Annotated in this window: 9 protein-coding genes; 5 read left to right on the top strand and 4 right to left on the bottom strand. The window is 64.3% G+C overall.

All coding sequences use genetic code 11. The features are described from left to right. Nucleotides 1–8: 8 nt before the first annotated feature. The gene (locus tag NR810_RS20800) at nt 9–1094 is read right to left on the bottom strand and encodes a polyprenyl synthetase family protein (protein WP_257454835.1); all 1086 of its coding nucleotides are present in this window, start codon (nt 1092–1094) and stop codon (nt 9–11) included. A 133-nt stretch (nt 1095–1227) separates the two neighbouring features. Between NR810_RS20800 and NR810_RS20795 the strand changes: the two genes are divergently transcribed. The 4 genes from NR810_RS20795 to NR810_RS20780 all read left to right on the top strand — a co-directional run bounded on the left by NR810_RS20795 (nt 1228) and on the right by NR810_RS20780 (nt 4584). Beyond that, nucleotides 1228–1761: a peroxiredoxin family protein gene (locus NR810_RS20795; protein ID WP_257454833.1), complete on the top strand. Its 534-nt coding sequence runs from the start codon at nt 1228–1230 to the stop codon at nt 1759–1761. Beyond that, a complete protein-coding gene (locus tag NR810_RS20790) occupies nt 1758–2663 on the top strand; it encodes a TIGR01777 family oxidoreductase (protein WP_257454831.1) in 906 nt (301 codons plus the stop codon). Before NR810_RS20795 ends, NR810_RS20790 begins: the two co-directional genes overlap by 4 nt. A gap of 69 nt (nt 2664–2732) precedes the next feature. Next, a complete protein-coding gene (locus tag NR810_RS20785; RefSeq protein WP_257454829.1) occupies nt 2733–3923 on the top strand; it encodes a metallophosphoesterase in 1191 nt (396 codons plus the stop codon). 22 nt (nt 3924–3945) lie between these two features. Continuing rightward, a complete protein-coding gene (locus tag NR810_RS20780; RefSeq protein WP_257454827.1) occupies nt 3946–4584 on the top strand; it encodes a TetR/AcrR family transcriptional regulator in 639 nt (212 codons plus the stop codon). Between the two features lie 95 nt (nt 4585–4679). Here the strand turns inward: NR810_RS20780 and NR810_RS20775 are convergent, their stop codons facing one another. After that, on the bottom strand, nt 4680–9338 hold the full coding sequence (locus NR810_RS20775) for an amidohydrolase family protein (RefSeq protein ID WP_257454825.1): 4659 nt from the start codon (nt 9336–9338) through the stop codon (nt 4680–4682). A 249-nt stretch (nt 9339–9587) separates the two neighbouring features. On the opposite strand from NR810_RS20775, the gene NR810_RS20770 reads away from it, so the two are divergent. Continuing rightward, nucleotides 9588–10139 carry an FHA domain-containing protein gene (locus NR810_RS20770; protein ID WP_257454822.1) on the top strand — a complete coding sequence of 184 codons (552 nt, stop codon included), beginning with the start codon at nt 9588–9590 and terminating at the stop codon, nt 10137–10139. A 65-nt stretch (nt 10140–10204) separates the two neighbouring features. On the opposite strand, the gene NR810_RS20765 is transcribed toward NR810_RS20770, so the two are convergent. Together NR810_RS20765 and NR810_RS20760 are read right to left on the bottom strand one after the other, a co-directional pair. Beyond that, a complete protein-coding gene (locus tag NR810_RS20765; protein WP_257454820.1) occupies nt 10205–10894 on the bottom strand; it encodes a hypothetical protein in 690 nt (229 codons plus the stop codon). Nucleotides 10895–10908: 14 nt separating this feature from the next. Beyond that, a complete protein-coding gene (locus NR810_RS20760) occupies nt 10909–15450 on the bottom strand; it encodes a PKD domain-containing protein (RefSeq protein WP_257454818.1) in 4542 nt (1513 codons plus the stop codon). Between the last annotated feature and the right edge of the window lie 20 nt (nt 15451–15470).

Genomic DNA, 15470 nt, shown 5'->3' with positions numbered 1-15470 from the left:
TTCTCCTCTCATTCCATCCGGTGGGTCAACTGGCCGACGAGCGCCTGCAGCAAATCCCTCAGGCCATTGGGGTTGGGCAGCGCCGCGAGCGCCCGCACCGCGCCACGTGAGGCCCGTGCCACCAGGCGCTCCGTGGCCACCCGGCCCCCGGCCTCCTCCACCAACCGGCGCGCCCGCGCGAGCGCCGCGTCATCCTTGGCCTCGGGGGGCAGCGCCCACAGCGCCACCAGTTCCCGGCGAACCTCCGGGCTGGCCCGCGAGCAGGCCGCCACCAGCGGGAATGTACGCCGGCCCAGGGTGAAGTCGCAGGACGTGCCCCGGCCGGAGCCACGACCATCTCCGAAGAGGCCGATCAGCTCCTCTCGCAACTGCCAGGCCAGCGCCACGTCGCAACCCACGCGCGCCAGCCGCAGCCGCAGCGCATCGTCCGCGCCGGCCAGCATCGCCCCGCCCACCAGCGGAGAGCAGAAGCCCTGTCGCATCGTCTTCAGGCGCACCGCGCGCAGGGCCTGACGCACGCTCGTGTCGGCCGGCGACACGCCTCCGCGCTCCAGGGCCGCGTACTGCCCCACCGCCGTGTAGCGGCACAGGCGCAGGCAGTACTGCGTGGCCTGCGCCGCGCCCGGCAGCGACGCGCTCAGCATCGTCTCCAGCGCGCGGGCGAAGAGATGATCCCCCACCACCACCGCCAGATCCTGCCCGATGCGGCCCGGAGCCAGCAGGAAGTGCATGGCCAGGCCTCCGCGCCGCAGCACCGCCTCCTCCGTCACGTCGTCGTGGATGACCTGGCAGGTGTGCAGCAGCTCCAGCCCCGCCGCGAAGCGCCACAGCCCCGCCGGTGCCGCCGCCGAGCCCCGTGCCAGGCAGTAGCCGGCCAGCAGCAACGCCGGACGCAGCCGCCGCGAGGGGCGCAACACGAACTCGCGGACGTGGCCAAGGGCTTCTGTCCAACGAATGTCCAACCCGGCCTCATCGGGCAGCTCGAGCAGTTCCACCAGGGACCCCTGCACCTGGGCCTGCACCAGCTTCAGCCACGCCTGCTCCACCGAGGGAGCGGGCATGGGCTGAGCGGCGATGAACGGCGTGGGGCCCATACAGCTGTCCTCCAGGGCGATGGGTACCTTCGACCCTGGAAGTAATCTTTGTGTCCAGCCCTTGTCAAGGTTATGTTCAAGGTATGTCCAAGGTTTGTCCACGGAGTTTCCAATGACCACACGGATAGCTGGCATGCTGACGATCGCCCTGTTGGCCACGAGCCCCGCGCTCGCCACCACGACCCGGACGGGACCGATGGACGCAACCTTGCGGGGTTCGGATGGAAAGGAAGTGGCGCTGTCGCGGTGGCGGGGAAAACCCGTCATTCTCTTCTATGAGGATCGCCACTCCACGACACTCAACGGAAGCCTCAAGGATGCCCTCTTCTCGCGGGGGCAGGCGCTCGGCTTGCTGGACGCCGCGTGGGTGGTGGCGGTGGCCAATCTCGAGTCCTTCGACTTCTTCCCCGCGAGGGGAATCGCCCTCTCTCACGTGAGGGAGGAGGAGAAGAAGTGGGGCATTCCCATTCTCGTGGACCTCAAGGGAACGCTCGGCGTGGCACCGTGGAACCTGCCGACGAAGACATCCTCGGTGCTGCTGATGGATGGCGCGGGCACCGTGGTGTACCGATACTCCGGCCGTATGAATGAACAGGAGCGGGAGACCTTCTTCCAAGCGCTCAGCACCCTGCTCGGCCGGGAGATTCCCCAGGAGGCACACCCGTGAAGGTGGCGCTCACCGGGGCGAGCGGCTTCATCGGCCCCCACCTCGTGCGGCGGCTGTTGGAGAAGGGCCACACGGTGCACGTGCTCGCGCGGGACGTGAAGCGCGCGCTGGCGCGGCTGCCGGAGGGGGTGAGCGGCTCCTTCTACGACGCGGTCACGCCGCTGTCGCCGGAAGCACTGGGAGGCGCCGAGGCGGTGGTGCACCTGGCGGGCGAGCCGGTGGCGCAACGTTGGACGGAGAGCGCACGCCAGCGCATCCACGACAGCCGCGTGGTGGGCACGCGGCTGCTGGTGGAGGCCATGAAGGCGGCGGGCACGGTGCGGCACTTCGTGTCCGCCTCGGCCATCGGCGTCTACGGAGACGAGCGGGGCGCGGAGCCACTCACGGAGAGCAGCTCGCTGGGGGACGACTTCCTCGCGAGGGTGTGCCGGGCCTGGGAGGCCGAGGCGCTGGAGGCGGACACGGCGGGCATCCGCACGGTGGTGCCACGCATCGGCGTGGTGCTGCACCCGGAGGGCGGCGCGATGAAGCAGATGCTGCCCGTCTTCCGCCTGGGCGTGGGCGGGCGCATGGGCTCGGGACGGCAGTACATGAGCTGGGTGCACCGTGACGACACGCTCGGGATGCTGCTCTTCGCGCTGGAGCAGGAGGAGCTGCGCGGGCCGATGAACGTGACGGCGCCGGAGCCGGTGACGAACGCGGACTTCACCCGGGCGCTGGGAGCGGCGCTGGGCCGGCCGGCCGTGCTGCCGGTGCCCTCGCTGGCGCTGAAGGTGGCGTTCGGGGAGATGTCCCGGGTGGTGCTGGGAGGCCAGCGGGTGCTGCCCAGGCTCGCGCTGGAGTCCGGCTACCGCTTCCAGCACCCCGAGCTGCCGGAGACGCTGCGGTCGCTCGTGGGGTGAGGCGCGGCTTCACGCTTCTTCACATACGATGGGGTTGCGGCGCATGGAGCGCCGAGTATCCAAGGCCCCATGGTTCCGCTGCGCTTCGTCATCTTCTTCGGCATGCTGTCACTGGTGGTGGTGTCCGGCCACATCTACCTCTACCGGCGTCTCTTCCGTGACACGGCGGCGCACCGCGCCTGGCGCCGGGCCGGCGTGGGGGTGATGGCGGTGCTGGCCTCGGCGATCCTCGGCTCGCGGGTGCTGACGCACTTCTTCCCCTCGACGCCGACGTTCGCCTTCGCCAACCTGGGCTGGTACTGGATGGGGACGGCCACCTACCTGCTGCTGGCGGTGCTGTCGCTGGGAGGCGTGCGCAAGCTCTCCGGGTGGCTGGAGCGGCGGCGGGCGGGGAAGGTGGAGCCGGCCCCCGTGTCCGAGGAGCGGCGGCAGTTCCTCGCGCGGGCGAGCGCGGGGGCGGCGCTGGCGGCCACCGGAGGCATGGCCAGCTACGGCGTGTGGCGCGCCTTCACGCCACCGGTGGTGAACGAGGTGGCGGTGCGGCTGCCCGGGCTGCCCAAGGCGCTGGACGGCTTCACCATCGTCCAGCTGAGTGACGTGCACGTCGGTCCCCTCATCCAGCGCCGCTTCATGGACGCGGTGGTGGCGCAGACCAACGGGTTGAAGGGAGACCTGGTGTGCATCACCGGGGACCTGGTGGACGGCAGCGTGGAGGAGCTGGGCTTCGCGGCGGGGGCGCTGAGGAACCTGCGCTCGAGGTACGGCACGTACTTCTGCACGGGCAACCACGAGTACTACTCGGGAGACGAGGAGTGGACCGAGGCGCTCACGCGCATGGGGATGACGGTGCTGCGCAACCGCCACGTGCCCATCGGCGAGCCGGGCGCCTCGTTCGACCTGGTGGGAGTGGATGACTGGGGAGCGCAGCGCTCGGGCTATCCGCGCGCGCGCAGCTATGACCTGGCGGCGGCCACGGCGGGGAGGGACCCGTCACGCGCGGCGGTGCTGCTGGCGCATCAGCCGAGCGGCTGGCGCGAGCTCGCGCAGAAGGCGGGCATGGGACTGCAGCTCTCCGGACACACGCATGGAGGACAGTTCTTCCCCTTCAACCTGGTGGTGTCCGCCATCTGGGAGCACCCCGCCGGATTGTTCCGCGAGGGAGACAGCCACCTGTACGTGAGCCGGGGAACGGGCTTCTGGGGCCCGCCGCTGCGCGTGGCGGCACCTCCGGAGATCGTCAAGGTGACGCTGCTCGCCTGAGGTGGGTAGGATACGGACGTAAATGCGGAAGGAAGCGGCGAAGCGGGAGATCAAGCAGGAGCGCGCGGCTCGGACGCGATTGGAAATCATGGAGGCGGCCATCATGCTGTTCGCGCGTCGCGGAATCCTCGCGACGACGATGGCCGAGCTGGCCAAGGCCATCCGGATGACGCCCGGGGCGCTCTACTGGCACTTTCCGACGAAGGAGGACCTGCTGCTGGCCACCATCGAGGAGCTGCACGAGCGCTACCTCAAGGAGTTCGAGGAGATCCTCGGCCAACTGCGCAAGATGTCGGCCCGCGAGCAGTTCGAGGGCTTCTACGAGCGGACGCTGCAGTTCCTGCGCTACCACCGCGAGTACGGCATCTTCTTCGCGATGGTGTCGGCGGAGTCGGCGTACACGAACGACCGGGTGGCCGAGGCCATCCGGGAGAAGCTGGGCATCTACGTGGCGGCGCTGGAGAACATCATCCGCTACGGGCAGACGAAGACGAAGGAGTTCCGCACGGACATGGATGCGCACGTCACCGCGCACACCATCTTCGGCAGTTTCATGGGCGCGCTGCTGAACCAGAACCTGTTCCGTGACTCCGTGTCGTACGACCCCATGCTCACGACGCTGGAGCGGCTGGCGGCGGACGGCATCACCACGAAGACCTGAGGGGCACACGCTCCTCGTCTCCCCGAAAACGACGACGCCCCCCGCGGCACCTGGAATGGGTGACGCGGAGGGCGTGAGGACTGCACCGGCCCGGATTACGGCTTCTCGGCCGGGCTCGACGAGTTCTGCGGATCGCGGATGGCGCGGGTCACCCAGTCCGTCGAGTTGTTGTCGGTGTCGTGGCCGTTGCCCTTCTTCTCGTCGGCGCCGTTGATGGCCATCGAGGCGCTGTCCGAGGTCGCGAGAGCCTTGCGCTCGAGGCTGCCACCCGCCGAGGGATGGGCCGGAGCCGCGGAGCCCTCGGGCGAGTTGGCGGTGCCGTAGCCGATCTTGTCGACGGCGTACAGGTCCTCGATACCGGTGCCCATCAGGCCGGGCCCGATACGGACGTGGCCACCGCCCGTCGCCGAGGCCGACATGTCGAAGCCGTACTGCGCGTCCGCCGTGACCTCTCCCACGTAGTCCTTGTTGGCCACCAGGAAGTAGCCGTGGGCGGGGATGCTCTTTCCGTCCTGAATGACAGCCGTACTCGAGTAGCCCGTGGTGTTGGTGGCGGGCTTGTACTGGACCTTCCAGCCACTCAGGTCCACGGCGGTGTCCGTCGGGTTGTAGAGCTCAACATACTCGTTCGTGTTGAAGGTGGTGCTGTTGGGGTCCGTGGGACCACGCGCGGAGATCTCACTGATGACGATCTTCGGCGTGACCGCCACGTTGGCCGAGACCGAGTTGCCGTAGGGATTGGAAGCCACCACCTTGCCCACCTTGAACGACCCACCCGCGGTGAACGTCACCTGTGCAGAGGTGGCTCCCTCGGGGATGGTCGTCTTCGCCTGGGAGAGCGAGCCCAGCCCGGCGGCCGGCTCCAGGGTGAAGTTGATGACGAGGCCATCCTTCTCGGCCGGCTTGTCGAGCGTCACGGTGTAGACCTGCGTGGCACCCGGCAGCAACCGGACGTCGGCCGGGGTGATGGTAGCGGGCATGGGGAACGACGGGCGCACCGTGACGCGAGTGGAGAACTGCTTCACGCCGAGCCGCGCGGTGACGTTCCCGATGACGGTGTCCGCGCTCAGCCCCTTGGTGGCGGTGAAGACGAACTTCTCCGAGGTCTGCCCCTTAGGCACCGTCACCGTGGCGGCAGGCACCGTCCCGAAAGCCGCGCCCGCCACATCGGGCGCCGCCGAGATGTTCACCGGGGTGTCTCCCTTCCCCGCCTTGCTCAGCGTCACCGTGAACTCCTGGGTGGTGCCACGCACGAGGCTCAGCGGGCCCACCGGGGTGAGGCTGGCGATCTCCGGAGGATCGGGGTCGATGTTGACCGTCGCCTTCGCGGTGCTGCTGCCCAGCGTGGCCACGATCTCCGCCGTGGTGACGGTGGGCGAAGCGGCGGCCTTGAAGACGAAGGTGGCCGTGGTGGCGTTGAGTCCGAAGACCGCCGTCGCATCCACCGTGCCAATCTCCGCCGGCACGCTGAAGGCGATGGTGGTGCCCTCGGGAGCCGGGATGTCCACCCAGGCGGTGAGCGTCACGTCTCCGCCCTGCCCGACGTAGACGGTGTCGGGCGTGAGCTTCGTGAGCGTGGGCTGCTCGTTGGTACCCAGCACCCGCACCGTAGTCTCCACGCTCGAGGCCCGCAGCGTGGCGGTCAGCTTCACGCTGGCGGCCTGGGCCCTGGGGATGAGCTTCACCTCGGCGCTGGTCTCTCCGGCGGGGATGACCACCTTGCCGCCGTTGGCGATGTCCAGCTTGGACGAATCGGCGGAGGTGATGGTGACCGTGACATCCTCGGCGTACTTCTCGGACAGCGTCACCAGGAGCGGCCCACCGATGGCCTGGCACCCATCGGTCTCGCACGCGGAGTCCACACGGGAGAACAGGCCCGAGGGACCGAGGGAGGCGAGCGGCGGCGCGGGCGCCAGGAAGTCACCCGAGTTGCGCGGCTCCACCTTGGAGTTGCCGTTGCGCAGGTTCAGCAGGCCACGCAACCGGTGGTACTCCGTGCCCACCGCTGGAAGCGCCGAGGGCTTGTACATGAGGTCATCCACGCGCACGCCCACGGTCTCGCCATCCGTACCCGCCTTGATGTCGACGACGTACTCGTTGGTGGTGGTGCTATCGCCCGAGCCCGGGGTGGGCTCGTGCTTCGTCACGAAGACATCGGTGAGCTCCACCAGGACGCCCTCGAGCGCCTCGGCCCGCGAGCCACCCGTCCGCACCTCGGCGGGAGTGACGGAGACGGGCACCGGAGTAGCGGTGGTGTTCTGGGAAACGACGGTGGCGTCGGTGAGCTCGATCTGACCGAAGTAGTCATCCACCACGGCCGAGGTGACGGTGATCCGCTCCCCGACCTTGCGGCCGGAGGAGGAAGAGGAACCGAAGACGAAGATGCCGGACCAGTCCGGACCGGCGGTCCGCTCCTCGTCCACCACCTGGATGAAGAAGCCACTGCTACCGGCCGTGCCCGTCACCATCGCGTTGGCGATGGTGACCGGGTAGCCCACGAACGGGCGGAGACCATTCACCGGCTTCTTGATGTCGTAGATGGAGACCGGGCAGACCGTGTCGCCGGGATTCTTCGCGGCGCAGAGGTCGCACGCATCGCCCCTGCCATCACCATCCGAGTCCGCCTGGTCCTTGTTGGCCATGGCCGGGCAGTTGTCGGCGGGGCTGGCGATGCCGTCGCCATCCCTGTCGGCCGGGTTGGCGGCCTTGCAGGTCGTGCTGTTGGCATCGAGCGGGCACGGGTCGCAGGCATCACCCATGCCATCGTTGTCGGTGTCCGCCTGCTTGCCGTTGTCCATCGGGCGGATGGGGTTGAAGACGATGGAGCAGTTGTCCTGCGCGTTGGCGATGCCGTCACCATCGAAGTCGGCGAGCCGGCGCGTGCCGCTGTAGGTGTTGGAGCCATTCACCGAGGCCGCCACCGGAGTGGAGGCGGTGCGCTGCGGGGCGCAGGTGGGCTCGTTCTGGGGCTGGTCGCCACAGAAGAAAAGCGCGTAGGAGGTGGCGTTGGCTTCCTTCAGGGCGGCGAAGGTCTTGCCCGTATCGGACTCCACGCACGCCGCCTTGGCGGCGCCGCACACGTCCACCACTTCACAGGCCTTCGTCTCACCCTTGGTCAGCTCGGTCACCAGGGACTGGTCACCGTAGAGGGGCTTGCCGCCGCGCACGGTGAGGGCCACGTCCTCCGGCTTCGCGGTGATGACGGCGCGGTGCGGAGAGAACGCGTTGGCGTTCAACCGGAAGATGGCCAGGTCCGCCACCTTGCCCGGAGCGATGCGGCCCACCTTCTCCCAGGTGTCCGTCGCGTCCGCGGCGCCCGCGGTGGCCATGCGCCACAGCTGCTCGTCGGTGAACGTCTTCGAGTAGTGCACCTGGTTGAGGTAGTCCGCGCACCTCAGCTCGCGCAGCATGTTCATGGAGCCCGACTGCAGCCAGTCCGTGCCCAGCGCGATGTTCACGCCCATCTGCTTGTACGCGGTGACCATGGCCGTGTCGCCGTACAGGGACACGTTGCTGCGCGGCGACCAGACGAGGCTCGCGCCGCGCTCGGCAATCTTGCCGATCTCCGCCGCCGTGAGGCCAATGCCCTGGACGATGGCCGTACGCCCCGTCACCAGATCCTGGCTGCCGGCGCCCTGGCCGGAGAGGCAGCGGAACTCGTTGCGCGCCGACTCCTCGATGCCCTCGGCCACGTGCGGCATGTAGGCCGAGAGCCCCGGGATGTCGTTCGGCGTGTCGATGGACGGATAGCCGCACCCGCTCTCGAGCTCCTCGCCCTTGTCGTCGTCGTTGAACGGGAAGGTCTGGAAGTTCACGTTCATCTCATGCAGACCCTCCTGGCTGGCCTTGTCCGTGCCATAGGCGGCCAGATCGCGCACAAGGCCCGCCTGTCCGCCCGCTCCGGCGCTCGACGTGGTACCGGCCATCACCTGGCGCAGCTCGGCCCAGCGCTGGGCGTCATCCACCGCGCTCCTGCCCTGATCGACCGCCTTGTGACCATCGTTGCCCTTGCGCCAGTCGTGGCGGTGCTCGAAGCGCTCCTCACGGCCCGGGTCCGGCGCCTTCTGGAAGTTCATGTGCTCGTGCGCGTTGATGAGACCCGGCGAGATGACACCCGCGGGGCAGGAGATCTTCGTCGCCTCGGCCGCACCGGCCTCCGCCGAGCAGTCGCACGCCGCGCACGTGATGATGCCCTGGGCATCCACCAGCACCTGGCCCCCATTGAGCGTCTTGCCGTCCAGCAGCACCACGCCTATGTAGAGGCGCGCACCGCCCGTCCCGGCGATCACCTTGCAGGTGGCCCCGGCCTCCGGCTGCGGCAGGCTCGCCGGCGCGGCGCACTGCTCCTGCGCGGGCCGGGAAATCTCACAGTTGTTGTCGCACCCGTCCCCGTCCTCCTTGTTGCCGTCGTCACAGGCCTCGGAGATCTCCCGGACCTTGTTGCCACAGACGGCCAGCGTCTCCTGCTCCGGCGGCGTGAGGCTGCAGTCGTTCTGGCATCCATCCCCGTTGATGGAGTTGCCGTCGTCGCACGCCTCGCCCACCTCCACCTCCCGGTTGCCGCAGGTGGCCTGGTGATCGACGGTCGTACACCGGTTGGTACAGCTGTCGTCATCGACGGTGTTGCCGTCGTCACATTGCTCCTTGCCCTCGACGCGGCCGTTGCCGCACTGCTCATCGGACGAGGGGCAAGCGGTCAGCAGGAGCAATCCTGTGCCGAGGAGTGCCAGGAGATGGCGGGGGTTGTTGCGCATGCGGTTCCTGGGGGTTGAGGTTGGACCAGGGGCAGTGGGCTCCTTCCGTGTGACAGGAGTGTGAAGCCCACTGAAACATTTGAGCGACACCTTACGCCGGAGGTGAAGCAGGTGGAAAATCCGGACCGATCGGCTGGATGCCCGCTCGCTGGCGCGGCTCCCTCTCAAACGCGCACTCGTCGACAACCCCGTGACTCGCGGCTCACGAAGCAGTGGCGATCACGCCCCGAAGATGATTGGTTGTTCCCCATGGCGCGTTCCCTGCTGCTCTCGCTGCTCGTGCGGCAGCACCTAGCACTCAAGGAGAAATTCCGCGTTCGCTATCCTCACTGCTGGTTGGTGTGGGAGGCGGGCGTGTGGAACGTGCCGGAGAACAGCGAGCAGAACCACGGCACCACGCGGCTGCCCACGTCGGATCTACGCGACTGTCTGCCCTCGGGGGATGCCATGTGCTTCGAGCTGGCCCTCGGGACGAGCGGGAGGGACGTGCTGTCGCTGGGGCGCGCCTCGCACAACGTGTTCGTCATCAACGACGCCACCGTGTCGCGCGAGCACCTGGTGCTGCGCCCGCTGCCGGAGGGAAGCTGGACGGTGGAGGCCCTGGCCCAGGGAGGGCCGGCGACGCTCGGCGGCAAGCTGCTGCGGCCCGGCGAGCCCACGCCGATGGAGTCCGGCATGCAGCTGCAGCTGGGTGACGTGCGGCTCACCTTCCACGACGCCGACAGCTTCAGCACCCGCATGGGCCACACGGCCGCGCTGCTGCTGGCCCAGCAGCGCGGGCCCCGGGAGAGCCCGGCTTGAGTGCTCCAACCGACCACATCACCCCCGGCCGTTGAACGCAGGGGATGAGAGAGACGAACTACCCGTCAATTGGCTTCGAAGAAACGCCGCAAGCGCTTCTCTGTCACCGGAGAGCCCGGAGCCGCCAGCATTTTCTTCAATCGAGCCCGAACGACTGGATCCTGACGGGCCGTGACCTCGAAGTACTCAATGTACCTGTCACGCATATCCGCATCCTGCTCCAGCCGCGGTAGGAGCGTATCGCGCAACCGTGAGTCCCTCTCCTCAGCGAACCCCCTCAAGATAGCGTTCTCCACCTGGATGAGCCGTCCCCGGTGCCAGACCTGAGTTCTGAAGGACTCATCGTCGCGGGCGATGGACGCCCCCAGGGAATGAGCCCGCACCTTCACCTGTGCCGACAGCTCATCCCGCTTTCGGTGCAGTTCCTTCAGCCTCGCCGCCAGGTACTCTCTCTCCTCGTTCCCGCCCAGGCGCAGAAGGAGACCGGTCGCACCCAGGATATCTCGAAGCCGCTCCGGCTCCTTCGCGGCTTCGATGCTCTCCAGTGTGAGCCGCGCCCTCAAGAATGGAAGATAGGGTTTGGGGTTGCGGCGTACCTCCTCCCACGTTTCCAAAATCTCCTTACCCGACAGCTCGTTGATGCCATGGCTGGCATGAAGGAGCTGCTCGACAGCCTGCTCAGGGGGAGGCACTGCCGCTCGAGACAACGGAGCAACGAATAGCAGCCCCATGATGACAATGACATGAGTTCGCATGGATTCCAGTGCTCCTAGTACGCCTTGAGCTGCCGGTTGCCTCGGGCATTCAAATCCCCCGAGGGACGTGGTGAACGGGCCTCGATTGCCACCCACTCGGGTATGCGCCGGCCGCCGCTGACCGTCGTGAGCGGATCAAGCCCCGTGTTGTTCGGGTAGAAGAATGTCTGAACTCCAGCGGAGTCACCTGTGTTGGTAAGCAGGTGAGCTAGCTCATGGGCGAGGATTGCGTATGTCGGAAGATTACTCTGGATGATCGTAAACAGCTTCTCTCCATGCAAGGCAGGCGCCTGATAGTACGGAGGAAAGGCAAGGCCGGAAGCAGGGCCCGAATAGTACATCTGCGTCCCATAGAAAACATCGATCACATCCTCCGTCATGCTTTCGTTGTATGCCTGATAGAGGGCTTTGATGTCGGATTCAGTAATCACTCCATCCACAAGAATGTTGGTGCCACTGTACGACAAGGGGGCGTCCTCGACCAGGATCGTACCACCTACCACTTCAGTCTTGATACAAGCGGGTGACCAAAGACTGTCCGTCTGACGTAGCTCACGCCAGACTTCATTGATAGGCGTGAGTGGCCCTCGTGCACTGTGCACAACGGGGTCGTCACCCGAGTGAGCAAGCCCATCAGTCATGGGATCACTCAGGTCGACGTACGGCTCGCTCCGCTCTCCGAGGTCGTGCTGTCCATTCCCGTTCGTGTCGGCATAGTCGAACCTGCCATTCCGATCACCAACTATGTCGGACGTACTCGGGTTTCCATCAGCATCAATGCCCACATCCTCGAACGGTTCCAGGAACACGTGGACTCGGAGCGGAACCTTCCTTCGAGCCTCTCCACAAACCGGAAGACGCCATCTCAGTATTCCGGCACTCCTTGCTGTATTGTAATAGAGTTCCAGATGACCATCGATGGGAGCAGCCCATGTCCTATCCCCAGGCCAGCCGTCGGCGACCACCCTGCTGATACCGTCATGTGCTGGGAACCCATCGTCTGTATCCGTCCGGGGAATGCTTTCGATATCCGGTCCCGTCAGTAACAGGGAACGAGACACCATCGTGGACGAGTTGACACTACTCTCTGGAATCCGCATCTGACTAGAGCTGTCATAGACGACCGTCTGGACACTCGTGTTGAAATCGATGGGTAGAGTATCGATCCTACTGGAGTCGACATCAAGACCGGGCCCCCGGGCCCGCAGATAGAAGCGCGAGGGGTCAAGGTCGACGAAGTGGTCCGGGTCCATGCCATTCTTCACATTGAATGTCGCCGAGTCGAAAGCATTATCCCAACGGCCAGCACGCACGCTACGAAGTACGGTATCTTCATCCTCGACGATATGATCGTTATCCGTGTCCTGGACCGCCTCGAGCAATACCGAACTCAGTCCCAACTTGACCTCCGGAAGCGAGGTCCCGTCCGTCGTGGTGAATCGCAACCGCAACTCACCCTTGGCTTCTTTGAGCGCCTCAAAATACAAAGGATAGCCGTACTCCTGCCAGCCCGTGTCTCTCCCTGGGAAATTCCACGTCTTGGGCAACGGAGCCTCCGTGGCCTTTGAAAGCGTTGTCCAGGCCTTCAAGGCTCCGGCCCCCAGGCTATGCTCCAGCATCAGCGTGCCGCCGAGCGTCGAAGGACTGAAATCCACGAACATCTGCCTGACTTCGTCGTCACCGTAGATGAAAGCATCATCAAAGTCTGACAATTCGTTCAAATTGTCGTCGTCGTTGTTGACGAGCAACTCCCAATCAGAGGAGGAACCCATCCCAGGGATCGTGATCCTGAGCTCATAGAAAACCACAGGGTGGGAACCCAAGGCGATAACAGACGTGCCGCGAATGGCCGAGAGTTCGAGCGTATAAATTCCTGGAACTGAGTATTTGATCGCCATGGTGGTAGCTGATGCCGGAGCCGAAAAGATGGCCACCACCTTACCAGCCGAGTCGCGCAGCGTCCCTTGGTAGGAATCCACCGGACTCTGCGCCCCAGTAAGCGTAAAGGAGACGGCGTCAGGCGTTAAATAGTCTACATACTTGGTAGTCGTTTCGTTGAAGACAACCCTCATCGGCTCCGACGTAATTGCGCGATACTCGCTTTGAGAGCTCAGGATATTGGAATTGGAATCCAGGAGAGACACCTTGATGTGGAAGTACTTCCCCTCTTGTACCCTCACTCCAGACTGGGTAAGACCATTCCAATAGAATAGCAGGGACTGACCTCGGCTCGACTGCGTAGCAGGACCGCTCAGTGAGCTGTAGACCGGATTGAGGGAATCATCTTCGCTGAAAACATCCAACTTCGCGTACACGCCCAGCCCCAAAACCGTCTCGTCATATAGAGCCGAGTCGATGTGATAACCAATCAGCACCCCACCCGTGCCCGCCAGGGACAACACTGCGGGAGCTATCTGCCGAGGAGTATCGAGGCAAACCTTTCCGCTGCAGTTTCCAATAGAGAAAGAGGATTCATAGGTGGCGCTATTCGTCACTCGATCATCGTCGTCCACCGTGAGGCGCATGCGCCAACGCCCTTGGCACGCCGGAGGAACGACTGTTCCTACTGGATAGAGGACAACCTCCATCTGCCACTCCGGAAATGTGGGAACACTGCAACCCGGGGTGGGAGGAATCGCTTGCCATCTGTAGCGAATGATTCCCGAACCCGGATTCACATTATCTGGGTCATAGCTCTGGTGAGCGTAGAACGAGACACCTACCGGAAGCACGCCGGACAGCGACGTTGTTGCCCGCTCGCCGGAAGAAATCAAAGACGAGTAGAACGAGGCATGCGGAGGAACTGGCTCCCATTGAACATTGATATAGATTGGGTAGTTGGCCTCATTGCCTTCTGCATCCCAGACGCGCAGTTCGAGTCCCCACAGTCCTACAGGAATGTTGAGGAAGCCGAAATCGAGGTTGGGACCATCATCCGCCACGCCAAAAAATGACTCATGAACAGGACCCAGCGCGTAGTGGCCCATGTCGTTTCTCACACTCCCGGGGATTTCGATGATGTTCCATTGGTATCTTACGATTCCCTGGGATATTGAAACGGACCGCCCATCCGTCCTATGACAACGATTCGGCCTATCTGTACATGGTGAGTCCGGATCATTGAACCAACCATAGAGCAGCAAGTAATCGGCCTGACTGACAACCAGCGGCTCTTCTGGGTGGGAATGGTCATCTCCATCGCTTTCCACGTACGCCCAAGGAAGCCCATCAACCAGAACCTTGAACTCCCCCTGCACGGAATCTCCCTCGTCATCCGTTGCAGTCAGACGGAAGATCCATGTGCCAGACGTCGAAAGTGAAGGCTTGCTCATCAACGACGTTGTTGAGACAGCATATGGAAGCGGCAGACCCGTAGAGCCAGGTTCCTGGACCACCTCCCACTTGAATGTGAGATCGCCACCGTCGTCATCATGGAGTATTGTCGTCGAGACCAGCAAATCTTGGCCAACATCGATCTCAGCGGGACCACTGAATACAATGCGTGGCTTGGCATTCACCACCTTGACCGTGACGGTCTTCGAGACCTGGGCCCCCTCATTGTCCGTAGCAGTGAGGCGGAACACCCAATCGCCAATATCGGCCTTCGTCGTCGGAATGGAGATATTGTAGGCGGTAGAGTAATTGTTCTGCGGTTGCTGCGACGAGCGTACCGGGGTTTGTAGAATGTCCCAGACGAAGGAGAGATTGCCCCCGTCGTCGTCAGTGGTCCTGCTGCTGCCGAGCCCAATGGCTTTATTCACTACCACCTCAAGGGGACCGTTGATTTCGAAGTTCGGCGGAACGTTGGGGACGGTGAATTGGAAGGGGAAACTGCTCATCTGTCCTTCGTCGTCATCCACCTCCAGCAGGAACCTCCATGTCCCGATGTCCCGCTCGCTACCAAGAGAAAGAGTCGGGGATTCGGTCGATGCATTGCTCAGGGATGCCGTGGCCTGGGGCGGACGGGAAACGATAAACCACCGATAGGACATAGGCCCCCCATCGCCATCATAGGCATTTGCCTGGAAGGAAACAAAAGAATTCCAGGCTGGCGAATTAGGCAATGTCTTTGGTTCTGCCCAGGGAGCGATATTGTCGGCCCCGTACTCCATCCTACGTGTAGTATTGTACTCAGTGATGCATGAGCTGAAGCATGGAGAACACGAGGAATTGGCCGACACATAGCCGAAGGTGCATTCAACGACGTGCGAACCTAGATCACGAAGCGATCGCGGGTAGAATCTGAAATTATAGCCTTGGCTATTGATGGGGCATTGCCCGTCCGGAAAGACGATGCTGGTATCGGAAGTAGGCGCTCTAGGATCGTTGCTGTAAGGAGAAATATTCACCAGCTGGCCTGCCACGAAGCTGATGCGACGGCAGTTGCCCAACATCGGCTTGTATCCAGCCGCAAAAACAGACTCCCTATGGCTTGTCTTGGCAAGAATTTTTCCGAGATACGTGGTGCTCCCGGCGCTCAGATTGATTCCATCACCCGTGGTTGGCTCGGGACCAAACGCGAGAAGAGACACTACGATTAATACGGCGGAGTTCAAGGTTGTATTCCTGAAAAAGG

It is taken from the genome of Archangium lipolyticum (genome assembly GCF_024623785.1).
Taxonomy (GTDB): domain Bacteria; phylum Myxococcota; class Myxococcia; order Myxococcales; family Myxococcaceae; genus Archangium; species Archangium lipolyticum.
This window is presented reverse-complemented; position numbering and strand designations above follow the sequence as displayed.

Coding starts and splice junctions, on each gene's coding strand:
- NR810_RS20800 (WP_257454835.1), bottom strand. CDS start 1,094: ATGGGCCCCACGCCGTTCATCGCCGCTCAGCCCATGCCCGCTCCCTCG.
- NR810_RS20795 (WP_257454833.1), top strand. CDS start 1,228: ATGCTGACGATCGCCCTGTTGGCCACGAGCCCCGCGCTCGCCACCACG.
- NR810_RS20785 (WP_257454829.1), top strand. CDS start 2,733: ATGGTTCCGCTGCGCTTCGTCATCTTCTTCGGCATGCTGTCACTGGTG.
- NR810_RS20780 (WP_257454827.1), top strand. CDS start 3,946: ATGCGGAAGGAAGCGGCGAAGCGGGAGATCAAGCAGGAGCGCGCGGCT.
- NR810_RS20775 (WP_257454825.1), bottom strand. CDS start 9,338: ATGCGCAACAACCCCCGCCATCTCCTGGCACTCCTCGGCACAGGATTG.
- NR810_RS20770 (WP_257454822.1), top strand. CDS start 9,588: ATGGCGCGTTCCCTGCTGCTCTCGCTGCTCGTGCGGCAGCACCTAGCA.
- NR810_RS20765 (WP_257454820.1), bottom strand. CDS start 10,894: ATGCGAACTCATGTCATTGTCATCATGGGGCTGCTATTCGTTGCTCCG.